At 65.1% G+C, this 23,372-nt stretch carries 23 protein-coding genes and 1 pseudogene; 15 read left to right on the top strand and 9 right to left on the bottom strand.

All coding sequences use genetic code 11. The features are described 5' to 3' along the window. Positions 1–106: 106 nt before the first annotated feature. From ABSY19_RS12130 to ABSY19_RS12075, 12 genes are read left to right on the top strand one after another with little or no spacing between them, the layout of a single operon-like run. Positions 107–886: an enoyl-CoA hydratase-related protein gene (locus tag ABSY19_RS12130; protein WP_382163034.1), complete on the top strand. Its 780-nt coding sequence runs from the start codon at positions 107–109 to the stop codon at positions 884–886. 23 nt (positions 887–909) lie between these two features. Beyond that, complete coding sequence (locus ABSY19_RS12125) at positions 910–2,586, top strand: class I adenylate-forming enzyme family protein (protein WP_382163032.1); 1,677 nt, start codon at positions 910–912, stop codon at positions 2,584–2,586. Then, the gene (locus ABSY19_RS12120; protein ID WP_382163030.1) at positions 2,583–3,347 is read left to right on the top strand and encodes an enoyl-CoA hydratase/isomerase family protein; all 765 of its coding nucleotides are present in this window, start codon (positions 2,583–2,585) and stop codon (positions 3,345–3,347) included. The genes ABSY19_RS12125 and ABSY19_RS12120 overlap by 4 nt, the downstream gene beginning before the upstream one ends. 26 nt (positions 3,348–3,373) lie before the next feature. Further along, positions 3,374–4,120: an SDR family NAD(P)-dependent oxidoreductase gene (locus ABSY19_RS12115; protein ID WP_382163028.1), complete on the top strand. Its 747-nt coding sequence runs from the start codon at positions 3,374–3,376 to the stop codon at positions 4,118–4,120. 12 nt (positions 4,121–4,132) lie between these two features. Next, positions 4,133–5,299, top strand: coding sequence for an acyl-CoA dehydrogenase family protein (locus ABSY19_RS12110; protein WP_382163026.1), 1,167 nt, complete (start codon positions 4,133–4,135; stop codon positions 5,297–5,299). 18 nt (positions 5,300–5,317) lie between these two features. Continuing rightward, a complete protein-coding gene (locus ABSY19_RS12105; RefSeq protein ID WP_382163024.1) occupies positions 5,318–6,193 on the top strand; it encodes a 3-hydroxyacyl-CoA dehydrogenase family protein in 876 nt (291 codons plus the stop codon). Between the two features lie 3 nt (positions 6,194–6,196). Further along, entirely contained in the window at positions 6,197–6,850 is a 654-nt protein-coding gene (locus ABSY19_RS12100; protein WP_382163022.1) for a 3-hydroxyacyl-CoA dehydrogenase family protein, read from the top strand. A gap of 2 nt (positions 6,851–6,852) precedes the next feature. Next, positions 6,853–7,557, top strand: coding sequence for a nitroreductase (locus tag ABSY19_RS12095; RefSeq protein WP_382163020.1), 705 nt, complete (start codon positions 6,853–6,855; stop codon positions 7,555–7,557). Positions 7,558–7,579: 22 nt separating this feature from the next. Beyond that, positions 7,580–8,329: an electron transfer flavoprotein subunit beta/FixA family protein gene (locus ABSY19_RS12090; protein WP_382163018.1), complete on the top strand. Its 750-nt coding sequence runs from the start codon at positions 7,580–7,582 to the stop codon at positions 8,327–8,329. Further along, a complete protein-coding gene (locus ABSY19_RS12085; RefSeq protein ID WP_382163016.1) occupies positions 8,330–9,262 on the top strand; it encodes an electron transfer flavoprotein subunit alpha/FixB family protein in 933 nt (310 codons plus the stop codon). It abuts the gene before it with no gap. Positions 9,263–9,298: 36 nt separating this feature from the next. Further along, positions 9,299–10,240 carry a 3-hydroxyacyl-CoA dehydrogenase gene (locus ABSY19_RS12080; RefSeq protein ID WP_382163014.1) on the top strand — a complete coding sequence of 314 codons (942 nt, stop codon included), beginning with the start codon at positions 9,299–9,301 and terminating at the stop codon, positions 10,238–10,240. Next, positions 10,237–10,785 carry a DUF2889 domain-containing protein gene (locus ABSY19_RS12075; RefSeq protein WP_382163012.1) on the top strand — a complete coding sequence of 183 codons (549 nt, stop codon included), beginning with the start codon at positions 10,237–10,239 and terminating at the stop codon, positions 10,783–10,785. Before ABSY19_RS12080 ends, ABSY19_RS12075 begins: the two co-directional genes overlap by 4 nt. Before the next feature lie 37 nt (positions 10,786–10,822). Here ABSY19_RS12075 and ABSY19_RS12070 read toward each other — a convergent pair whose 3' ends face one another. From ABSY19_RS12070 to ABSY19_RS12030, 9 genes and pseudogenes are all read right to left on the bottom strand, one after another. Then, the gene (locus tag ABSY19_RS12070; protein WP_382163009.1) at positions 10,823–12,097 is read right to left on the bottom strand and encodes a CaiB/BaiF CoA transferase family protein; all 1,275 of its coding nucleotides are present in this window, start codon (positions 12,095–12,097) and stop codon (positions 10,823–10,825) included. Continuing rightward, positions 12,094–13,047: a Bug family tripartite tricarboxylate transporter substrate binding protein gene (locus ABSY19_RS12065; protein WP_382163007.1), complete on the bottom strand. Its 954-nt coding sequence runs from the start codon at positions 13,045–13,047 to the stop codon at positions 12,094–12,096. Before ABSY19_RS12065 ends, ABSY19_RS12070 begins: the two co-directional genes overlap by 4 nt. A gap of 84 nt (positions 13,048–13,131) precedes the next feature. Beyond that, positions 13,132–14,121 (bottom strand): Bug family tripartite tricarboxylate transporter substrate binding protein, encoded by a 990-nt coding sequence (locus tag ABSY19_RS12060; protein ID WP_382163005.1) that lies wholly within the window; start codon positions 14,119–14,121, stop codon positions 13,132–13,134. A 34-nt stretch (positions 14,122–14,155) separates the two neighbouring features. Next, positions 14,156–14,965, bottom strand: a complete 810-nt coding sequence (locus ABSY19_RS12055; protein ID WP_382163003.1) for an enoyl-CoA hydratase/isomerase family protein — start codon at positions 14,963–14,965, stop codon at positions 14,156–14,158. 198 nt (positions 14,966–15,163) lie between these two features. Next, positions 15,164–15,701, bottom strand: a pseudogene (locus ABSY19_RS12050) (IS3 family transposase); the annotation flags it as partial. 125 nt (positions 15,702–15,826) lie between these two features. Continuing rightward, positions 15,827–16,765, bottom strand: coding sequence for an electron transfer flavoprotein subunit alpha/FixB family protein (locus ABSY19_RS12045; protein WP_382163001.1), 939 nt, complete (start codon positions 16,763–16,765; stop codon positions 15,827–15,829). An 11-nt stretch (positions 16,766–16,776) separates the two neighbouring features. Further along, positions 16,777–17,526, bottom strand: coding sequence for an electron transfer flavoprotein subunit beta/FixA family protein (locus ABSY19_RS12040; protein WP_382162999.1), 750 nt, complete (start codon positions 17,524–17,526; stop codon positions 16,777–16,779). Then, on the bottom strand, positions 17,523–18,671 hold the full coding sequence (locus ABSY19_RS12035; RefSeq protein WP_382162997.1) for a CaiB/BaiF CoA transferase family protein: 1,149 nt from the start codon (positions 18,669–18,671) through the stop codon (positions 17,523–17,525). The genes ABSY19_RS12040 and ABSY19_RS12035 overlap by 4 nt, the downstream gene beginning before the upstream one ends. 11 nt (positions 18,672–18,682) lie before the next feature. After that, positions 18,683–20,098: a hypothetical protein gene (locus ABSY19_RS12030; protein ID WP_382162995.1), complete on the bottom strand. Its 1,416-nt coding sequence runs from the start codon at positions 20,096–20,098 to the stop codon at positions 18,683–18,685. Positions 20,099–20,246: 148 nt separating this feature from the next. Here ABSY19_RS12030 and ABSY19_RS12025 point away from each other — a divergent pair, with 148 nt between their 5' ends. From ABSY19_RS12025 to ABSY19_RS12015, 3 genes are read left to right on the top strand one after another with little or no spacing between them, the layout of a single operon-like run. Then, positions 20,247–21,218, top strand: a complete 972-nt coding sequence (locus ABSY19_RS12025; protein WP_382162993.1) for a Bug family tripartite tricarboxylate transporter substrate binding protein — start codon at positions 20,247–20,249, stop codon at positions 21,216–21,218. A gap of 7 nt (positions 21,219–21,225) precedes the next feature. Next, the gene (locus tag ABSY19_RS12020) at positions 21,226–22,965 is read left to right on the top strand and encodes an FAD-dependent oxidoreductase (RefSeq protein ID WP_382162991.1); all 1,740 of its coding nucleotides are present in this window, start codon (positions 21,226–21,228) and stop codon (positions 22,963–22,965) included. After that, the gene (locus ABSY19_RS12015; protein ID WP_382162989.1) at positions 22,962–23,315 is read left to right on the top strand and encodes an NIPSNAP family protein; all 354 of its coding nucleotides are present in this window, start codon (positions 22,962–22,964) and stop codon (positions 23,313–23,315) included. Before ABSY19_RS12020 ends, ABSY19_RS12015 begins: the two co-directional genes overlap by 4 nt. Positions 23,316–23,372: the final 57 nt, after the last annotated feature.

Genomic DNA, 23,372 nt, shown 5'->3' with positions numbered 1-23,372 from the left:
CCCTTGCTCAACCAGGTGGTCGCGATCCCGCGGGCAGTATGGCCCGCCGGGGTGATCGAAGCCACACATCCCTGCAATCCGCACGCACCGTGCAATGGAGACAAGCATGAGTTATCAAGAAATCGTCTACGAAGAAAATGGCCCGATCGGCACCATCACGCTCAACCGCCCGCAAGACGGCAACATGTTCACCGAACGGATGTGCCACGAGATCCGCGATTGCATCAACGACATCCGTCGCGAGACGCGCACCCGCGTGATCGTGCTCACCGGCGCAGGAGACAAGTTCTTCTGCACCGGGGGCCGCAAAGACGGCATGGAAGACACCCAGCTCTATGCTGGCGTGCTGCCCACGCTGGAGATGTACGAAAGCATCGACCGCCTGCAGAAGCCGGTGATCGCTTCGGTCAACGGCTTTGCCGTGGGTGGCGGCAACGTGCTGCAGATGGTGTGCGACATCACGATCGCCAAGGAAAGCGCGGTCTTTCGTCAGGTGGGCCCCATGGTGGGCAGCTTCGACGCCGGCTACGGCACCTGGTACCTGGAGGACCTGGTTGGCAAGAAACGGGCGAAGGAGATGTGGTACCGCAACCCCAAGCTCAGCGCGAAAGAAGCGCTGGAGTGGGGCCTGATCAACCACGTGGTGCCGGACGCCGAGCTCGGTGCCTTCACCACGAAGATTGCGCTGGAGATTGCCAACCGCGGCGCGTTTGCCCTGGCCAGCATTAAGGCCGCATTCAATGCGCGCCACGGGGGTGTCTCGGGCCTGTCGCGCATGGCGCACGACCTGCTGCTGCGCGGCTACCTGGACTCTGGCGAGCACGACGAACTCGCGAAGGCATTTGCGGAGCGCCGCGAACCCGATGCCTCGCGCTTTGGCCACTGAGCGGGCAGGAAGGGAGACGCATCTTGTCCACCTTGCTCACATTGCATGATCCCGCGCGGGCCGCGGTTTACTACCGCGCCGGCACCTGGCGGCCCGAGACGATGTACGCCCTGGCGTCCCGCCACGCGCATCAGCGAAGCCAAGCCTATGCGCTGCGCGATGCGCGGCGCCGCATCACCTGGTCGGCCCTGGTCGATTGGGCCGACGCGGTGGCGACGAGCCTGCACGACAGCGGGTTGCGGCCAGGTGACCGGATGTCCGTCTGGCTGCCCAACCGGCTGGAGAACGTGGTGGTGCAACTGGCCTGCTCGCGGAACGGCTACGTGTGCAACCCGTCGCTGCACCAGAACTACACCACAGCCGAAATCGTGGCCTTGCTCTCGCGCATCGAATGCCGTGCCCTGTTCGCGCAGCCCGGCTGGGGCGCGGATGCGGCATCGACAGACATCTTTGGTGACGCCTCGCGGCTGGGCCATGTGAAGGCCGTCTACGCACTGCCTCCGCTGGAGGCGGGCGATGTTTCCCTGCCCGACGGCGCATCGGCAATGCCCATGCCCGGCGCACGCGGCTCAGGCGAACAGCCTGCGCCCAGCGACAACCCGGACCAGATCGTCTACCTGGCGTTCACCAGCGGCACGACCGGCCCTCCCAAGGGCGTGATGCACAGCGACAACACCTTGCTGGCCAACGGGCGCGCGATGGTGAGCGACTGGTCGCAGAACGAGAACACTGTGCTGCTCTCGCTCAGCCCCATGAGCCACCACATTGGCACGGTGGCACTGGAGCAGGTGCTGGTGTCGGGGTGCGAACTGGTGATGTTCGACCCCACGGCGGGCATGGCCGCGCTGGACTGGATCGTGTCGACCGGCGCCACGTATGTGATGGGCGTGCCCACCCATGCCATCGACCTGCTGCAGGAGATCGACCGGCGCGGCATGACGGCGCTGGGTAGCGTGAAGGTTTTCTACATGGCGGGGGCGCCCATTCCCACCGAGGTCGCGCGGCGCCTGCTCGCGCTGGGCGCCATGCCGCAGAACGTCTATGGCATGACGGAGGACGGATCGCACCAGTACACTTTGCCCACCGATCCCATCGAGGTGATCACTGGAACCTGCGGCAAGGCCTGCGCGGGCTACGAAGTGCGCCTGTGGAATCCGGAACATCCCGACATCGAGGCCGAACCCGGTGCCGTGGGCGAGATCGGCAGCCGGGGGGCCTTGCTGATGCTGGGCTACTTCAACAACCAGAGCGCCACGGAAAACTCCTTCAATCGCGCCGGCTGGTTCCTCAGCGGCGACTTGGGCCGCTTCGACGCGCAAGACAACCTGGAAATCGTGGGCCGCAAGAAGGACCTCATCATCCGCGGTGGCCACAACATCCATCCGGCGCACATAGAGGAATACGCCCACCGCCACCCGGCCGTGCGCAAGGCGGCCGCCTTTGGCGTGCCCGACGAGCGCCTGGGCGAGAAGGTGTGCCTGGCCATCATCGCCCCAGCAGAAGCGCCCAGCGGCGACGCGATGCTGCAACACCTGGCAAGCGAAGGCCTCTCCAAATTCGACATGCCGGAGTACTTCATCGTCGTGCCCGAGTTCCCCCTGACGGCCAGCGGAAAGATCCTCAAGCGGGAGCTGACCCAGTGGGCGCGCGAAGGCCGTCTTCAACTTCAACCGGTCCGCTATCGGGCACCCCAGTCATGATCGAACTGAAACAAGACGAGGAGTTCGCCGTCCTCACCATTCGCAGGCCATCGGCACTGAACGCGCTGAGTTTTGAATTCATCGAGCAGATTGGCGATGCCATTGCGCAAGCAGGTCGCACGGATGCCCGTGCGCTGATCATCACCGGCGAAGGCGAGAAATCCTTCTGCGCGGGTGCCGACATCAAGGAGCTGCAGGACCGCCCCCTGGCACAGCAGCGGCGCGGCGCGCAGCTCGGGCAGCAGGTGTTCGCGCAACTCGACAACCTGCCGATTCCTTCGATTGCCATGGTCAACGGTTTCGCTTTTGGTGGTGGGTGCGAGCTGGCGCTGGCCTGTACCTTCCGCCTGGCCTTGCCGCAGGCCAAGTTCGGCCTGCCCGAAGTCAAGCTCGGGCTGATACCGGGCTACGGCGGAACGCAACGGCTGCCGCGGCTCGTGGGGGTGGGGCGTGCGCTGGAGATGGTGATGTCGGGTCGCACAGTCGGTGCCGAAGAGGCGCTGGCCATGGGCCTGGTCAACCGCATCGTGCAGGCCCCTGCGCTGGATGCGGCCAAGGCCTACGCACGCGAGTTTTCGGGCTACGGGTTGCTGGCCCTGCAATTCGCGCGCGAAGCCGTGCAGCGCTCGCTCGACATGCCGCTGCACGAAGGGCTTCGCCTGGAAGCGGATCTGTCAACGCTGGCCTACCGCACGGGCGATGCCGAAGAAGGCATGCGCGCCTTTGTGGAAAAGCGCAAGGCGAACTTCCGCGACGCGTGAGCGCCCTTACAGAGCAGAACATGAACATGAACAAAGATTGCATCATCGTCACCGGCGCCAGCCGCGGCATCGGCGCCGCCATCGCACTGGCGCTCGCCACGCAGGGCCATGCCGTCGCCTGCATGTCGCGCTCCGGCGCTTTCCCCAACGTGGGCGACGCGCCCGAAGACGTGAAGTCGAGACTGCTGGGCGTGCGCGCTGACGTGACCGACCCGCAGGGCGTGCGCGACAGCATGCGCCAGTTGCAGGAAGACGGCTGGCGCATCACCGGGCTGGTGAACAACGCCGGCGTCCACACCGACGCGGCATCGGCCGAGCTCACCCTGGAGGACTGGCACCACGTGATGGATGCCAACGCCACCTCGGTGATCACGACAAGTCAGGCGGCCTATCTGTACCTGGTCGAGGCTGGCGGCGGTGTCATCGTCAACATCGGCTCCTTTTTCGACAAGCTGGGCGTCAAACGCAACGTGGCGTATTGCGCCAGCAAGGCGGCCGTGGGTGCCATCACGCGTTGCCTGGCGGTGGAGTGGGCCGGCAAGGGGATTCGCGTGGTCGACGTGGCACCCGGCTACATCGTGACGGATCTCAACGCAGATGCCATGGCCCCCGGGGGCCCCCTGCGCAACTACCTGGACAAGCGCATTCCGGGGCGTGAACCCGGCACCGCGGCAGACATTGGCGCCCTCGTGGCCCTGCTGTTCTCACCCGCCAGCCGCTTCCTCTCCGGCGAAACGCTCTATGTCGATGGTGCCCAGGGCATCGCTCACTGAAACGGACCGAACATGAATCTCCTGGAACGACTGGACGCCCGCGTTGCTCTCGACAACGAGGAACGCATGCTGCTCGACAGCGTGCGCGCGATGGCGCGAGATGAAATCGCCCCGCGCGCCGAACACCACGACCGCACGGGCGAGTTTCCCTGGAAGAACGTCGAGGCGATCAACACCCTGGGCCTGAACGCGATGTTCATTCCGGAGGCCTACGGCGGTGCGCCCATGTCCTATGCGGCCTACCTGTCGTGCGTGCGTGAGGTGAGCAAGGCCTGCGCATCGACCGGCATCATCTGGGCGACCAACTACCACGCCATGAAGCCCCTGATCGACTGGGGCAATGAAGAGCAGAAGCAGCGGCTGCTGCCGAGGATCGCCGAGGGCGGCCTGGGTGCGCTGGCGATCACCGAACCGGGCGCCGGTTCGGACGCGACCGGCATGCGAACCACCTTCCGCGAGGATGGCGACCACATCGTCATCAATGGTGGCAAGACCTTCATCACCAACGGCGATGTGGCCGACCTGTACTTGCTGTTCGGCAAGTGGGAGGGCATTGCCGGCGCCAAGGAAAGCATCTCGGTGCTGATCCTGGAAAAAGGCACGCCCGGCCTGTCGGTGGTGCGGCTCGAAGACAAGATGGGCACGCGCGCTTCCAGCACGGCTTCGCTGTCGTTCGACAACTGCCGCGTGCCGCGCGCCAACCTGCTGGGGCAACCGGGTGACGGCCTCAAGATCCTCTTCGCGTCTTTGAACAAATCCCGGCCCAGCGTGGCCGCGCACGCGCTCGGCATCGCCCGCGCGGGTTTTGAAGACGCCGTGGCCTACATCAACGAGCGCCGCCAGTCGGGCAAGAAGATTCTGGAGTTCCAGGGCATTCAGTTCATGGTGGCTGACATGGCATCGGAGCTGGCGCTGGTTGAAGGCTGGCTCTGGCAACTTGCGTCGTGGGTGGATGCCGGTGCCACCGATTTCGGACAGGAAGCTTCCATTCTCAAGATGCGGGCCAGTGACCTCGCCATGCGGATTGCCACCGATGCGGTGCAGTTGCTCGGTGGCTACGGCTACTGCAAGGACTACCGCGTTGAACGCCTGATGCGCGACGCGAAGATCACCCAGATCTGGGAGGGCACCAATCAGGTTCACCGGCAACTGGTCGGTCGCAGTTTCCTGCTCAAGTGAGAGATCCAAGGAGAAAACATGAGTGACATAAAAACCATTGGCATCGCAGGCGCGGGCACCATGGGCGTGGGCATCGCCATCGTGTGCGCGCGCGCGGGCTTTCGCACACGCATTTTTGACTTGCGCCAGGACGCGGTGGACCGCGCTCGCCAACAAGCCGAACTCTTTCTGCGGAAGAGCGTGGAGCGCGGCAAGCTGACTGCGGAGCGCCTGACCGAGATCATGAATCAGTGGGAGGGCACCAGCGAGCTGACCGACCTCAAGGATTGCGACCTCGTCATCGAGGCCGTCTTCGAGAGCCTGCCCGTGAAGCACGAGCTGTTCTCCAAGCTCAATGAGGTGTGCCCGGAGCACACCCTCTTTGCCAGCAACACCTCCACCATCAGCATCACGGAAATCGCGGGCGGATCGGGCCGCCCGGACCGCTTCGTGGGCATGCACTTCTGCCTGCCGGCGCAGCTGATGAAGCTGGTGGAAATGTCCCCCGGCCTGGCCACGAGCGAGCAGACCTTCACCAAAGCGTGGGCGCTGTGCGAGGCGCTGGGGCAAAAGCCGGTGAAAACCCTCGACACCCCCGGCTTCGTGCTCAATTACTTCCTGATTCCGTTCAACAACGACGCCATCCGCCTGGTTGAACAAGGCGTGGCCAGCCCTGCTGACATTGACCTCGCGATCAAGACCGCGATGGGGTATGCCATGGGGCCGATGGAGCTGCTCGATCTCGTGGGCATGGACACCCAGAAGCTGCTGTGCGAGGCCATGCACGGCATCACGAACGAGCCTCGTGCGGCCTGCCCGCCATTGGTCAAGCGCATGATCGCCGCCGGCTGGCTGGGCAAGAAGAGCGGGCGTGGTTTCCACACCTATGCCGACAACAAGACGTTTGGAGCCTGAACCATGAGCAGCTATCGAATCGTTCAACAAGGTGAAAGCCGCTCTTTTCCGGTGGCGCATCCCTTCCTGGAAAACGCCGCGCCCGATGGGGCCTCTTGCGTCTTCCTCGGCGCACAGGCCGGTGACGCGTTTCAGAAAGCCCGTGGCAGCCGCGAACAGGCCGCCTTCATCGCCATCGAGCTGGGCACCGAGTGCCTGGGCGTGCACACCGGGGAGTCCAGTGGCGAAGAGGGGTCCAACGTGGTGGGCATCGCACGGTTCCGCATGGGCAACAGCGACCCTTCGCCCGTGGTGGAGCTGGTGCGGCAACCCAACACGCAGGACAGCGCCATTGCTGCGGCGCGCGCCGCTTTCGAGGCCGCAGGCCTCAAGGTCGCCGTGTGTGGTGATTTCCCGGGTCGCATCGTCGATCGCCTGATCCGTCCTTACCTCAACGCCGCGCTGCGCCGCCTGGACGAGAAGCTGGCCACCGCGAGCGACATGGACAAGACCTTGTGCCTTGGCCTGGGTTACCCCGAGGGGCCCATTTCGCTGCTGCACCGCACGGGCCTGGCCGCGCACCACGACGTCACGCTCGCGCTGTACCAGGCCCTGGGCCAGGAAGCCTACGCACCCGCGCGTCGCGCCCAGGTCGCCAAGGCCAGCGGTCGGGCTTGAACATGGGCGGCCCGACCCAGAACCACACGCAGGACATCGAGACCCTCGAGCGCCTGTACGCCCAGCGCTACAGCTGCCGGGCCTACCTGGACACCCCCGTTCCCCGGCCTGTCATCGAACGGATCCTGCGCGTCGCCCAGCGAACGGCGTCCTGGTGCAATGCGCAGCCCTGGAAGCTGCGGATCACCTCCGGCGAGGAAACCGAACAGCTGCGGCAGGCCCTGCTCGAAGCGGTAGATACGGTGCCGGCGCAGCCCGACTACGAATGGCCCCGCGAGTACCTGGGCGTACACCTGGACCGGCGCAGGGAATGCGGCCTTGCGCTGTACGAGAGTGTCGGGATCGCACGGGGTGACAAGCAGGCGGCCCAGCAACAGGCGCGTGAGAACTTCCGCCTCTTCGGGGCTCCGCACGCCTTGATCGTGACCTGCGAAGCCTCGCTGGGCGACTACTCGGCCATCGACAGCGGCGCGTACGCCGCCAGCTTCATGCTGGCCGCCCGGGCCATGGGCGTGGCCAGCATTGCCCAGGCGTCGCTGGCGGCCCGCCCCGATCTGCTGCGCCGGCACTTCGGTATGTCTGACAGCGACCGCGTGGTGTGCGGCATTTCGTTTGGCTATGCCGACGAGCAGCACCCCATCAACCAGTTCCGCACCACACGGGCCGAACTGGCAGACGCCGTGGTGTGGACCGGTTCATCGAACTGAAATTGAAATGGATGCCAGGAATATGAAAGTCATCGTCCCTGTGAAGCGCGTGGTGGACTACAACGTCAAGGTACGCGTGAAGAGCGACGGCAGTGGCGTGGACATCGCCAACGTCAAGATGAGCATGAACCCGTTCGACGAGATCGCGGTGGAAGAGGCGGTGCGCCTGAAGGATAAGGGCGTGGTCACGGAAGTGATCGCGGTCTCCTGTGGCGTGGCGCAGTGCCAGGAGACGCTGCGCACGGCCATGGCCATTGGCGCGGACCGCGCGATTCTGGTGGAGAGCGCGGAAGAGCTGCAGCCGCTGGCGGTGGCCAAGCTGCTCAAGGCGCTGGTGGACAAGGAACGACCGCAACTGATCATCCTGGGCAAGCAGGCGATCGACGACGACTGCAACCAGACCGGCCAGATGCTGGCCGCGCTGGCGGGCCTGCCGCAGGCGACCTTCGCCTCCAAGGTCGAAGTGGCCGATGGCAAGGCGAATGTGACGCGCGAAGTGGACGGCGGCCTGGAAACGCTGTCGATCAGCCTGCCGGCGGTCATCACGACCGACCTGCGCCTGAACGAGCCGCGTTACGTGACGCTGCCCAACATCATGAAGGCCAAGAAGAAGCCGCTGGAGACGGTCAAGCCCGAAGACCTGGGTGTGGACGTGAAGCCGCGCATCAAGACCCTCAAGGTCAGTGAGCCGCCCAGGCGCGGTGCCGGCGTGAAGGTAGCCGACGTGGCCGCCCTGGTGGACAAACTCAAGAATGAAGCGAAGGTGATCTGAATGCCCGTCCTCGTCATTGCCGAACACGACAACGCGGCTCTCAAAGGCGCGACCCTCAACACCGTGACCGCCGCCACCCAGTGCGGTGGTGATGTGCATGTGCTGGTGGCCGGCCACAACGCCGCCGCTGCCGCCCAGGCCGCCAGCCAGATCGCCGGCGTGGCCCAGGTGATTCACGCCGACGCCCCGGGCTTCGAGCACGGCCTGGCCGAGAACGTCGCTGCCCAGGTGCTCACCATCGCAGGGGCCTACAGCCACATCCTCTTCCCCGCCACCGCCAGCGGCAAGAACGTCGCCCCGCGCGTGGCCGCCACGCTGGACGTGGGCCAGGTCTCCGACATCACCAAGGTGGTGAGCGTGGACACGTTCGAGCGGCCGATCTACGCGGGCAACGCGATTGCGACGGTGCAAGCCAGCGACGAGAAGAAGGTGATCACGGTGCGCACGACGGGCTTCGACCCGGCGGCGGCGACGGGCGGCAGCGCGGCGGTGGAGAGCGTGACGGCGGCGCTGGGCGAGGGCAAGAGTGAGTTCAAAGGCAGCGAGATTGCCAAGAGCGACCGGCCGGAACTCACGGCGGCCAAGATCATTGTCTCGGGTGGGCGCGCGCTGGGCAGCAGCGAGAAGTTCAACGAGGTGATGACGCCGCTGGCCGACAAGCTGGGCGCGGCTATTGGTGCGAGCCGTGCGGCGGTGGACGCGGGGTACGCGCCCAACGACCTGCAGGTGGGGCAGACGGGCAAGATCGTGGCGCCGCAGCTCTACATAGCCGCGGGCATCTCGGGGGCGATCCAGCACCTGGCTGGCATGAAGGACTCCAAGGTGATCGTGGCGATCAACAAGGACCCGGAGGCCCCGATCTTCTCCGTCGCCGACTACGGCCTGGAGGCCGATCTGTTCGAGGCCGTGCCCGCGCTGGCACAGGCCGTTTGACAGACCACCACCCTGAATCCATCGGAGAACCGTTTCATGAATGTATCCATCATCGGCGCGGGCAGCATCGGCGTGGCATTTGCCGTGGTCTTCAGCCGCGCGAATGCCCGCGTGCGCCTACAAGACCCGGACGAAAACCGGCGGCAGGCCGCGCTCTCGGAAATCACGCAATGCCTGCAGGATCTGAAGGCCCACGGCCTGCTGGACGAAGATCCCCTGGCGGTGGCCGCGCGCGTGGAAGTGACCGAGTCGCTGGAGTATGCGGTGCAGGACGCGGACCTGGTGCAGGAATGCGCGCCGGAGCGGATGGAGCTGAAGCAGCAGATCTTCCAGCGCATCGCCGCTGCGGTGCCGGCCACCGCCGTGCTGGCCAGTTCCAGCTCCGCGCTGCCCGCCTCGACCTATGCACCCGAGGGGCCGATGCGCGAGCGCTGCCTGGTGGGCCACCCGGGCAACCCGCCGTACCTGATTCCGGTGATCGAGATTGTTCCGGCACCGTTCACCAGCGCGGCATGTGTGCAGCGCGCGGATGAGCTGTATCGGCAATTCGGCTTGTCGCCCGTGCGCGTGCGCAAAGAGGTGGAGGGGTTCATCTTCAACCGCCTGCAGGGTGCGGTGCTGCGCGAGGCCTACTGCCTGGTGCGCGATCAGGTGGCGGACGTGGAAGACATCGACACCGTGATGCGCGACGGTCTGGGCTTGCGCTGGAGTTTCATGGGTCCGTTCGAAACCTCGGACCTCAACACGCGCGGTGGCATTTCGTCCCATGCAATCAAGATGGGACCGGCATATGCGCGCATGGGCGCGGAGCGCGGCCAGAAAGATCCGTGGTTGCCCGAGCTGGTGGAGAAAGTGGACGGCCAGCGCCGTGCGCTCCTGCCGCTGGACAAGTGGGCGGACCGCGTGCGCTGGCGCGATCAGATGCTGATGCGCTTGCGGCGCATGCGCCGCCAGGACAAGGGCGGCGCGGCGCAATGAGTGTGACCGTACCCCAGGCGGCGCCCGCCGTCGGGCGCCAACTGGTCCACCAGCGGCGGGTTCATCTGCAGGCCTACCGCCGCGACGACGGTCTTGTGGACCTGGAGGCGGTGCTGGAGGACGTCAAACCCCACACGTTTGCTTCGTCGGGGCGGCAATTTCTCGCTGGGGTACCGGTTCACCACATGGTGTTGCGGGTGACGATCGACGAGCAATGCAATGTGGTCGAGGTCGCGGCGGACATGCCGTCCACACCGTTCCCCGACGTGTGCCCCACCGCCGTCGAGCGCATGCAGCGGCTCGTGGGCTGCAACCTGTGGCGGGGTTTTTCGCGCGATGTCGCCACGCATCTTGGCGCCACCGAGCGCTGCTCGCACCTCGTCATGCTGGCCAAGCAACTGCCGGCGCTGGCGGTGCAGGCGCTCATGCACCGTGAGCAGCCGGCGGACAAGCGGCCTTTGAAAATCGATGGCTGCCACGCTTGGCAGGCATCTGGGCCACTGGTGAAAGAACACGTGCCCGTCTGGTACACCGGCCCGGCGTGAACGCCGTGGCGCGGTTGCCACGGCGCCACGGCGCGCGTCAGCCTTCGACGGTGCCCTTCGCAAGCAACTGATCGACCCTCTCAGGGCTCCAGCCGAGCATGCCTTCGAGCACGTCGCGCGTGTGCTCCCCACGCCGGGGTGCAGGCGTGGGTGTGGCGGACTGCCCCTCGGACATGCGGATGGGAAGTCGCACATGCGGGCTCCAACCCAGGACGGGGTCTGGCACGCGCGAGACCAGCCCGCGCGCCATTGCCTCTTTTGACTTCAGGCTCTTTTCCACGTCGCGGTACTCTCCCGCGGGAACGCCGGCGTTGCGCAGCAGCGGCTCCAGATCCGCCCAGGCGTGTTGCGCAAACGCTTCGCCCAACACCTGCATCAAGGCTTCCCGGTTCGCCAGACGAGCCTTGGCTTGGGCGAAGCGCGGGTCTTCCAGCAAGTCGATGCGACCGAGGGCATTGGCCAGCTTGGCAAAGATGCGGTCGCTGGTACAAGACATGTAGAAAGAAGCGTCCTTGCACGCGAACACGCCGGTGGGGCAGGTGTCGAGGCTGCTGTTGCCATGGCGCCCCGGCACTTTGCCGCTCATCAGGTATTGGACGCTGATGTATCCCAGCATCGAGATGGCGGTGTCGAACAGAGCGACCTCGATTTCCTGACCGGCGCCGGTCCTGCTGCGCTGGTGAAGTGCCGCGAGCACTGCATTCACGGCGAACAGACCCGAGGAGACGTCCATGATCACCGCACCGGTGCGCACGCCTTCGCGGTCGGGATGCCCGTTGAGGGACATGAAGCCGCTTTCCGCCTGCGCAATTGGGTCGTGCCCTTTTCGGTCGCTCATGGGTCCGGTCTTGCCGTAGGCGGTGACCGAGCAGTAAATCAACCGCGGGCTGATGGCCCGGCACGCCTCATAGCCCAGACCCAGGCGCTCCATCGTGCCGGTGGAGAAGTTCTCGACCAGCACGTCGGCCTGGGCGATCAATGAGCGTGCAATCTCGATGCCTTCGGGCGACTTGAGGTTGACGGCCAGGCTCTTTTTGTTGCGGTTGGCCCATAGAAACGCCGCGCCTTCGCCATCGAGTTCGGCGGGGAACGGCGGGTAGTAGCGAAATTCGTCGCCGCGCCCGGTCGACTCGATCTTGATGACATTGGCACCCATGTCGGCCAGCATCATCGAGCACGCTGGGCCCGCCACAAAGTGGGTGAAATCGACGACAACCATGTCTTGCAGCGGCGTCTGCTGACGGGTGCCGCCGCCGGCATGCTCGGGAAACGCGTCGATGGGCCGATCGTGCTTGCGGGTCTGGCGGGTCATTTGCGGATCAAGTTGTGGTCTTTGACGGCCTGGGCGGACAAGGTCAGCTGTTCACGCACGAAGGCCGTGAAGTCGTCTGGCGACGCCGAGGTGGCGACGGTGATGTAGTGCTCGGCCAGTGCATTCACCACGACCGGTTGGGTCAGCACTTCATTAAACTCACGCGCGAGTTTCTGCGCCACCGGCTTGGGCATGCCTTTGGGGCCGAAGAACCCGCCCCAAGGCAGGAGTGGTATGCCCGTGAAGCCCGACTCGCGCATGGTGGGCAGCGCGGGAAAGCGCGACAAACGCTTCTTGGTCGTCGTCATGAGCGCATTCAACTTGCCGTCGGCCAGGAAACCCATGGTGGTGGTGGGCGTGGCGAACATCATGTCGATGGTGCCGCCGACCAAGTCCAGCACCGCGGGGGGCTCGCTGTTGTAGGGGATGTGGTTCAACTGGATGCCGGCGGTGCCGATCAGTTGTGTCATGGCGAAGATGGCCGATGAACTCCCCGACGCGTAGTTCAGCTTCCCGGGGTTGGCTTTGGCATGCGCGATGAAGTCTTCGGTTGTCTTAAAGCCGTGGCGCGGATGGCTGACCAGCACGAAGGCAAATTCGCCCACCTGGGTGAGCGGCGTCAGGTCGGTCAGGGGGTCGAAATGGGGCTTCTCGGCCAGCGTGTTGATGCCAGTGATCGCGGTGTTGGTCGACATCAGCACCACATCACCGGACGGGTCGGCGCGGATGACCTCTCGCGCGGCGAGAAGGCCCGCGGCCCCCGGCTTGTTGTCAACGATGACGTTTCGCTGGGTGGCTTTGCCGAAGTGGTCGGCGATGACACGGGCGGTCGTGTCGGTGGCCGAGCCGGCCTGGAAGGGAACAACGATGCGCAGCGTTCTGTTGGACGCGAAAGCGGGCGCACTCACGGACAGCGCGAGGGCGGAGGCGAGCAGGTTTCGTCTTTGCATGGGAGCTCCAGTGAAAGAATGAGGTTGTGCTTGGCCACCCGCAGGGCGCTGCGGCTTGCGAGGGGCGTGGGATGGAGGCCGACCTCAGTCGGCCTGGATACCGGCCTTCTGCACCACGGCGCGCCAGCGGCGGGTTTCCGAATCGATCAGCTTGGCGAGCTCCGCCGGGGTGCTGCCCACCGCTTCCAGACCGCGGGAGGCCATCTGCTCGCGGAACTCCGGCTCACGCGCCATCTCCATCAGCGTCTTGCTGAGTTTGTCGAGCACCGGTTGGGGCGTGCCCTTGGGCGCGAGCACGCCGTACCAGCCGAACACCTCGAAGTTGGGCACGCCGGCTTCGGCCATGGTGGGCACATCGGGCAGCAGCTTGCTGCGTTCCTTTGTGGCGATGGCCAGCGCGCGCATCTTGCCCGTCTGTACCAGGGGCAGCGTTCCACCCAGGGTGGCGAACATGCCGGACAGGCGGCCGCCCATGAGTTCCGTGAAGGACTGGGCCTCGCCGCGGTACGGCACGTGGGTGATGTCGATGCCGACCTGGTCCTTGAACAGTTCCATGGTGAGGTGGGCGGTGGAGGCATTGCCCGCAGAACCATAGGTGAGCGCGCCCGGCTTGGCCTTGGCCATGGAAATGAACTCCGACACGCTGGCGGGGAGCGCAGACGCCTGGCCCACGAAGACCATCGGGAAGGTGGCAATCATGGTGAGCGGGGCGAAGTCGCGCACGGTGTCGTACGGGAGGTTCTTCTGGATGCTGCCGTTCACACTGGCCAGGCCTTGTCCCACCAGCACGATGGTGTAGCCGTCCGGGGTTGCCTTGGCGGCCGTGTCCACGCCGATCACCCCGCCGGCGCCGGTGCGGTTCTCAACCATCACGGGCTGGCCCAGCCGCTCCGACAGTTTCTTGGACAGCATGCGGGCGAGCACATCGGTGAGGCCGCCAGCAGCGTACGGGCTGATCAGCCGGATAGGCTTGTTCGGATAGTCCGTGTTGGCGAGCGCGCCCGGGCTGAGCGCGACGAGGGACATGGCGGCGACTGCGGCTGCGGTGAGCTGTCGAATGGTTTTCGGTGTCATGGTGAGTCTCCTGACTGAGTGGTTTGTGCGAGGCCTATTGGCCGTTTTGTGCGGCCTGAGCGGCTGCGGCGATGAAATCCGGGCTGCGTTTGTTCATGGCGGCGTCAAAGCCCTCGCGGAACTCCCCGCTGGACATGGCCAGCGCCTGCCCCAGCCCTTCGTAAGTGAACATCTGCTCGATCGAGTGCTCGAAGCTGCGCGCCATCAGCAGCTTGGCCAGGCCCATCACCTCGGCCGGCCCGCTGGCCAGGCGCTGCGCTTCCTCCAGCCCCGCATCGTGCAGCTGCGCATCGGGCACCACCTTCCTCACCAGCCCCAGCGCCAGCGCCTCCTGCGCATCCAGCGTGTCGCCACCAAAGAGGAAGTTCTTCGCGCGTGCCATGCCAATGAGGCGCGGCAACTGGTACATCACGCCAATGTCGGGCACCGCCCCCAGGCGGAAGAAGCCCGCCACCAGCTTGGTGCTCTCGCCGGCGATGAGCACATCGCCCGTGAGCGCCAAGCCCATGCCCCCGCCCACGGCGTAGCCGTGCACGCCCACCACCACCGGCTTCTCCAGCGTGCTCAGCGGGGTGAGCCAGCGGCTGTACTGGCGAAAGCGCCGGTGCACGGGCCAGGGCGTGCTGGCCTGCTGCAGCATCTTGAAATCCCCGCCCGAGCAGAACGCGGGGCCGGTGCCCGAGAGGAACACGCTGCGCACGCTGCGCTCGCGCTCGGCCAGGGCAATGGCCTGCCCGAGTTGCTCGCGCAGCTCCAGGGTCAGCGAGTTGCGGGTCTCGGGACTGTTGAGTTTGATGATCAGCACCGGGCCTTGCTGCTCGGTGGTGACCAGGGGCGTGGTCATTCGGTGTCTCCTTGCTGTTCCCACGCCTGAAGTCCAGCGTGGATTCCCTTCCCATTGCAAAGAGCAGGCCAACTATTTCTGCGTTGATTTCAAAAGAGTTTTTGTTTTCAAATCGCTTTAGGTGACCGCGCCATGGAATAGTGTCTACGAGGTGTACATGTTGAACTCCAGGGGGTGCGGACAAATACTTGGACTGGTTTATGACGTAAGCCCGAGACTTTCCCGGTTCGATGGGGCTGAGAGAGCCCAGGGAGATCTTGATCCGTTTCTCGTTGTACCAGCGGATGTAGGAGTCCACGGCTTCAATGAATTGCACAACAGTGATGCTTCTCCAGTTCCGAGGGTAAAACAGTTCGGTCTTCAGCCGACCGAAGAAGCCTCCGCAGGCCGCGTTGTCAGGTGAACAGGCTTTGCGAGACATCGAGCGAGTGAGGTTCGCATCGCTCATTCTTGCCAGCCAACCTGGCCAGTGATAGTGGCCACCACGATCGGAGTGAACCGCAGGCCGGTCGGTGGTTTCCGCCACCGTCTCAATGGCGGCATCCAGCATCGTGTTGACGAGTTCGGCATCTGGGCTGGTTCCAATGGTCCAGCTCACCACCATCCCATCGAAGCAATCGATGATGGGCGACAGGTACACCTTGCCAGCCGGGATCTGGAACTCCGTGATGTCAGTGAGCCACTTCTCATTGAGCGCTGTGGCTTGGAAGTCTCGGTTGATGATGTTCTCAGGCGCTGCCTGTTTAGCGACGCATGCAGCCTGCGGTAGCGCGCGATAGCCGCCTGCTTCTGTTCCTGAGAGTACTTGGGAGGTCGGCCCGCATAGCCCACAGGCAGAGCCGAAGGTGGCGCTGCCTTGCGTCACTGCATTTTTGCGACGAGCTCTGGTAGGGCGTTGAACAGGTCGGCCTCCAGGCCGTAGTCGGCAATCGAGAAGATGGGCGCTTCGGGGTCCGTGTTGATCGCCACGATCACCTTGGAGTCCTTCATACCCGCCAGATGCTGGATCGCACCCGAGATGCCCGCGGCAATGTAGAGCTGCGGTGCGACGATCTTGCCCGTCTGGCCCACTTGCAGGTCGTTGGGCGCGTAGCCCGCGTCCACCGCGGCACGGCTGGCACCGATGGCTGCACCCAGCTTGTCGGCCAGCGGCGTCATCACCTCGTTGAACTTCTCCGCGCTGCCCAAGGCCCGGCCACCGGAGACGATGATCTTGGCCGCGGTCAACTCGGGGCGGTCGCTCTTGGCGATCTCGCTGCCCTTGAACTCACTCTTGCCATCGCCCAGGGCCGCCGCCGTGGCGGTCTCCACTGCGGCGCTGCCGCCGGTGGTGGCTGCCGAGTCGAAGCCGGTGGTGCGCACGGTGATGACCTTCGTGTCGTCCGTGGCCTGCACGGTGGCAATGGCGTTGCCCGCATAGATCGGGCGCTCGAAGGTGTCGGCGCTGATGACTTTGGTGATGTCCGAGACTTGGCCCACGTCGAGCGTGGCGGCCACGCGGGGTGCCGCGTTCTTGCCCGAGGCCGTGGCGGGGAAGAGGATGTGGCTGTAGCCGGGGGCGAGCGAGAGCACCTGCGCGGCCACGTTCTCGGCCAGGCCGTGCTCAAAGCCGGCGGCGTCCGCGTGGATCACCTTGGCCACGCCAGCGATCTGCGCGGCAGCCTGCGCGGCGGCGGCGGCGTTGTGGCCGGCCACCAGCACGTGCACGTCACCACCACACTGGGCGGCGGCGGTCACGGTGTTGAGGGTCGCGCCCTTGATGGAGGCGTTGTCGTGTTCGGCAATAACGAGTGCGGTCATTTGTCAGGTCCTCAGATCACTTTGGCTTCATTCTTGAGCTTGTCCACCAGAGCGGCCACATCGGCTACCTTCACGCCGGCACCGCGCCTGGGCGGCTCACTGACCTTGAGGGTCTTGATGCGCGGCTTCACGTCCACACCCAGGTCTTCGGGCTTGACCGTCTCCAGCGGCTTCTTCTTGGCCTTCATGATGTTGGGCAGCGTCACGTAACGCGGCTCGTTCAGGCGCAGGTCGGTCGTGATGACCGCCGGCAGGCTGATCGACAGCGTTTCCAGGCCGCCGTCCACTTCGCGCGTCACATTCGCCTTGCCATCGGCCACTTCGACCTTGGAGGCGAAGGTCGCCTGCGGCAGGCCCGCCAGCGCGGCCAGCATCTGGCCGGTCTGGTTGCAGTCGTCGTCGATCGCCTGCTTGCCCAGGATGATCAGTTGCGGTCGTTCCTTGTCCACCAGCGCCTTGAGCAGCTTGGCCACCGCCAGCGGCTGCAGCTCTTCCGCGCTCTCCACCAGAATCGCGCGGTCCGCGCCAATGGCCATGGCCGTGCGCAGCGTCTCCTGGCACTGCGCCACGCCACAGGAGACCGCGATCACTTCCGTGACCACGCCCTTATCCTTCAGGCGCACCGCCTCTTCCACCGCGATCTCGTCGAACGGGTTCATGCTCATCTTGACGTTGGCGATGTCCACGCCACTGCCGTCGCTCTTCACGCGTACCTTGACGTTGTAGTCCACCACGCGCTTGACGGGGACGAGAACTTTCATATTTCACTCCGAGGGTTGGGATTTGAAGGGGATGTGCGGGTGCGCCAGCCGGTCAGAACGGTCTCTGCGGAAACCGCCGCAGCAGCGCTGGTTGCATGCGCAGCAGAAGGCGTGCGCGAGAACCGGGGCGCGGGGGCTGTGTGGGTGACACCATCGATCTGCATAAAGCCGCCGCGCGCCTGGATGTGCGGGTGCTGCTGCGCTTCGTCGAGCGTTAGCACAGGCGCGAAGCAGACATCGCTGCCCTCCAGCTTCGCGCTCCACTCCGCCAGCGTGCAGCGACGGAAGGCCGCCGCCATCGCGTCGCGCAGGGCCGGCCAGCGCTCGCGGTCGTTCTGCGCGTCGCGCAGCGCGTCGGGCAGGTCGAGTTGCTCACACAGTTTGGCAAAAAAGCGCGGTTCGATCGGCCCCACCGAAGTGTACCTGCCGTCGGCAGTCTCGTAGGTGGTGTAGTAGGGTGCGCCGCCGTCGAGCATGTTGGCACCACGTTCGTCGCGGTACAGGCCGCGCAGCCGGTGCGACTGGTTGTTGCTCAGCAGAGAGAGCACACCGTCGCAGATGGCGGCGTCCACCACCTGGCCCTGACCGGTGGCGCGGGCGTGCATGAGCGCGGCGAGCAGGCCCGTCACCAGATAGAGGCTTCCGCCTCCGTAGTCGCCCACCAGATTGAGCGGTGGCACAGGAGCTCGGCCGGCTTCTCCCACCGTGGCCAGCGCCCCACTCAATGCGATGTAGTTGATGTCGTGCCCGGCCGATTGTGCCAAGGGGCCGCTTTGGCCCCAGCCGGTCATGCGGCCGTAGACCAGGCGCGGGTTGCGCTGCGCGACCGCATCGGGCCCGAGCCCGAGCCGTTCCATGACGCCGGGTCGGAAGCCCTCCACCAGCGCATCGGCCTGTTCCAGCAATCGCATGACCTGCTCAATCGCTGCGGGTTGCTTCAGGTCCAGGAACACCGTGCGGCGGCCCCTCGCGACGATGTCCCTGGGGTCGGTTGGCGCTGCGTCCGGGCGGTCGATGCGCACGACGTCGGCGCCCATGTCGGCCAGCAGCATGCAGGCAAAGGGCCCGGGACCCAGCCCGCCGAACTCGACGATGCGCAATTCTGAGAGAGGGCCGGTGCGGGGGGAGTGTGGGGAGGATTGCATGAATATCCTGATCAACGCGCAATGGCACGGGCCATCAGGCCCAGCAGACCGGCTGAGCCGCCTAGCGCTAGAAGCACAAACACAGCGTTGGCGCGCAGGCTGATGGTTAGCAGTGGGAGGCCCGACCAGCGGCTGGCCATGCCGCTGATCACGGAAAACGGCGTGACGATGATCGCCAGTCCCCACCCCACGAGCACCGCGCTCAGGTGCGGCAGCATCGGCAAGCCCAACTGCGCGGGGCCCAGGCTGGAGCCGACGATGATGGCGCTCAACATGGGGTGCAGCGCGCCCGCCGAGAGTGCGACGATGGTCGCCGACACCGTCAGGCAGGCCAGCTCGGGAGATCCGGCGACCGCCGCACCGATGGCGGCAATCCAAGCCTTGGGAATGGCGCTTCCGATCACCGTTCCTGCGCAACCCGAGGCCATGAAGATCGCCACCTCGCCGGCCATGATGCGAAAGTCCGACAAGTCTGCCGCCATCAGGCCCGCTGCCCCGCGGAAACGCGGGCGCAGGCTGCCCCCCATGTGGGCATTAAGCAGCCAGGCGGCGAGCGGCGCGCCCGCGATGATGACGGCCGATATGGGCAAGGCAAGGCCGCGGCTGGCCAGCACCATCACCACGACAAAAACGCACATGCCCAGCAGCACAGGCCACCCCTGGTGCAACAGCGAGGCGAAGCTCGCGGCCTGCCCAAACCCCGGGGCTTGCCGAGCACGACCCGACAGGCGTTCGAGCGCGGTTCCGAGCACCAGGAAAAATGCCGCGACCAGCAATGCTGCGGGCAGCACGCTCACCCACTGTGCACCCTGGTACAGGGCTAGTGTGATGCTCATGTTGCTGTACATCGGGCTCCACAGGCTCAGGGCGGCGTAACCCCGCGTGATCGCCGAGAACGACGCCAGCCTGTCCTTGTGCGACAGGTCTTTCTGCTGAGCTGCAGACTCCATCATCATGGTGACGCCGGCCAGACCCAAGAGCCCCCCGAAGAACTGACTGGCCACACTCTGCACCCCGTAGCGGTGACTGGGTGCGACGCGGTGCAGGCTGTCCAGCAGCGCACGGGTGCGCGGCACCCGGCCAATGGCGCGGGACACCAGCTTCGTGCTGACCAGCAGTGAAGCAATCAGTACACCGATGCGCAGACCGCGCTCCAGAGCGGCACCGGGCTCGGGCAACAAGGGAAGAAGCAATCCGGTCACGACCAGCAGAAACAGCACCGTGCGCTGCACTGGCGGGGTCATGTGCCGGCGCTGGCACGCGACGAAGACCCCGGCCATCAGTGCGGCGCCCCACAAAGACCAACGCCACTGCAGAAGCAGGTCGCCCAGCGTCAAAAGGGGGATCGAGACCGTCACGGCCAGCTCGGCGCCAGAGCTGCGCACGGGCTTCGCCACCACCGGGCGAGCTGTAACCCCTTCACTCATGCCGACAGCTCCTGGCAACCCGCAAGAGGCTGGGGTTATTGCATGGACTTGGAATCGGCATGGCACAACTATACAATCATTGGATCAACCATTGATAAATTGCCGCATGTGCGCCGCGGTCGTACCACCCAACCAGGAGATGACAAACATGAACGCAAGCAAGAGGGCTCTGATCGTCGCTTTTTCCGTCCTCGCCGCAGGCGCGGCCTGGGCCCAGGCAGACGCCTACCCCTCGCGCCCCATCACCATCGTTGTTCCCTATCCCGCCGGTGGTACCAGCGATGGTCAGGTGCGCATGATTCAGGATCGTCTGAGCAAGCTGCTGGGGCAGCCCGTGGTCGTGGACAACAAGGCCGGCGCGTCTGGTGCCATCGGCGCGCAGTTCGTCGCTCGTGCCAAGCCGGACGGCTACACCTTGCTCTACCCAAACACCGGCCTGTTGCTATCTCCGTTGCTCAATGAGAAAGCCGGCTACGACGCGGTCAAGGACTTCAAGCCCATCACCCTGACGACCGCCGTGCCGCTGGCACTGGTGACCAACAAAGCGGTTCCGGGCAACACCCTCGAAGAATTCTTCAAGCACGTGCGCAGCCAGGCTCATGGCGTTCAGTACGCGTCGGCCGGCACGGCGTCCTACGGCCACATCGCGAGCGCCCGCCTCGCGCAGATGGCAGGCGTCAAGCTTGAGCATGTGCCGTACAAGGGCGAGGCCGTGACCACGCTGGCGGTGCGCACGGGAGAGGTGCAGATGTTGTTGACGACGCCATCCTCTGCGATGCTGGGTCTGGTGAAGCAGGGCGATCTCAAGCTGCTCGGTGTTGGCACCGAAAAGGCCTCACCGTTGTTGCCCGGTACGCCGACCATCAACCAGACCGTGCCTGGATTCAACGCAGAGATCTGGTTCGGCATGCTCGCCCCGGCCGGTACGCCCGATGCGATCGTGTCCAAGTTGCACGCCACCATCACCAGCATCATGGCCGACGAGGCGATCCGCGAAAAGTTGCAGCCGACGGGCGCGCTGCCCAAGACCTCGACCCCGGCCGAGTTCGGCCAGTTGATGAAGGCCGAAACGGCCCAACTGCGCGACGTCATCACCAAGTACAACCTCAAGGCCGAGTGAGAATTCGATGAAGAACGAATACGACCTGATCGTCGTCGGTTCCGGCGCTGCCGGCCTGGCATGCGCGGTGACCGCGAAGAAGCGCGGCCTGGACGTGCTGGTGCTGGAGAAGGAACCCGTCTTTGGCGGTACTACCGCACTCTCGGGCGGTGTGCTGTGGGTGCCGTTGAACCAACACGGTCGCCGGCAGAATCCGCAGGACTCCGTGGAGGCTGTGCGCACGTTCATGCGTGCCGAAACCGGGCAGTTTTACGACGACGATGCCGTCGAGTGCTTCATCGAAAACGGCCCAAAGATGGTCGAGTTCTTTGAACGCGAGACGCAGGTCAAGTTCGTGCCCACGCTCTACCCGGACTACCACCCTACGGCGCCGGGCGGTGTCGACATCGGCCGCTCCATCCTGGCAGCGGCCTATGACATCCGTGGGCTGGGCAAGGACATCGACCGCCTAAAGCCGCCGCTCAAGAGCATCACCTTCATCGGGATGATGTTCAATTCGTCCAACGCTGACCTCAAGCACTTCTTCCGCGCCACGAAATCGCTGACCTCGTTCTTCTACGTGGCCAAGCGGTTGGCCAACCACATGAAGGAACTCGTGCTGTACCGTCGCGCTGTGCAGGTCACCAGTGGTAACGCGCTGGCCGCCCGGCTGGCGAGGTCGGCGCTCGATCTGGACATTACGATCGCCACAGACACACCCGTGCGCCAGATCGTCATGGCAGGCGAGCGAGCCATTGGGGTGCTGGCGGCCACATCTGGCGGCGATCAGCGCATCACGGCGCGTCATGGCGTGGTGCTGGCCACCGGCGGCTTCCCGCACGACGTCAAGCGTATCGCGCAAGCCTATCCGCACGTCAAGCGCGGTCATCAGCACCTCTCGCCCACGCCCACCAGCAACACGGGCGATGGCCTGAACATGGCCGAAGCCGTGGGCGGTGTGGTCGACATCCGCTTCCCCGAACCGGCTGCCTGGATGCCCGTGACGAAGGTGGACTTCGGCAAGGGTGAGACGGGTGTGTTCCCACACCTGCTGGACCGCTACAAGCCGGGCGTGATCGGCGTGCTTGCCAACGGCAAGCGCTTCACCAACGAATCCAACTCGTACCACGACGTGGGCGCTGCGCTGGTGAAGGCCTGCGCGGGCATGAAGGAAACCGCCATGTGGCTGGTCTGCGACAAAGCCGCGTTGTCCAAGTACGGCCTGGGCTATGTGAAACCAGCGCCCATGCCGATCGGCGGTTTCGTGCGCAACGGCTATCTGCTCAAGGGCAAGACGCTGACCGAACTGGCGCACAACGCCGGTATCGATGCTGCGGGGCTGGAGGCCACAGTGCGCGAGTACAACTGTGACGCCGTCAACGGCAAGGATCCTGCCTTCGACCGCGGCGGCAACAGCTTCAACCGCTACCTGGCCGACCCTGAGCAAAAGCCCAACCCGTGTGTGGCCCCTCTGGATCAAGGCCCCTTCTACGCCGTGAAGGTGCTGATGGGTGACCTGGGCACCTTCGACGGCTTGAACACAAGCGTGGTGGGTGAGGTACTGTGCAGAGACGGTTCGCCCATCGACGGGCTGTATGCTGTGGGCAACGATCGTGCCAGCGTCATGGGCGGTAACTACCCTGGCGCAGGTATTACACATGGCCCGAACATGACGTTCGCCTATGTAACTGCCAACCACATCGCTGCGCGTGCCTCGGCGAAACCGGCAAGCGCGAGTGCCCTCGATCGTGAGCAGGTGACCGCATGAATTCATCGCTCTTGCCGCTGACCCACCCACTGGTGGACCACCGCGTCTATACGATCGCGCTGCGCAAAATGCCCGAGTTTCTTGACGTCTTTGGGCGCCTCGCCATGCCGGTGCTGCTGGAGACGCTGGGCCATCCGTTGGGCTTCTACACCAGCGTGGTGGGGCCACAAAACCAGTTCGTGCACTTGTGGGGCTATCAAGACCTGGCCGACTATGAGCGCCGCAGCCGGGCCCGTGACGCCCACCCCGACTTTCCGGCCTATCTGGCCGCGTCGGGCCATCTGATCTCTGCACAGGAGACACGCCTGATTCGCACCGTACCCATGACCTCGGGTCTTGCCACCTTCTGACTTTCTGCGCCCGTGCGCAGCGGCGCATGGGGTTTATTGCGTTTTCTGTACAAAGGA

It is taken from the genome of Hydrogenophaga sp. ANAO-22, from assembly GCF_042466645.1.
GTDB lineage: Bacteria > Pseudomonadota > Gammaproteobacteria > Burkholderiales > Burkholderiaceae_C > Hydrogenophaga.
Note: the sequence above shows the minus strand (reverse complement) of the source record. Positions and strands in the feature narration are given on the sequence as shown.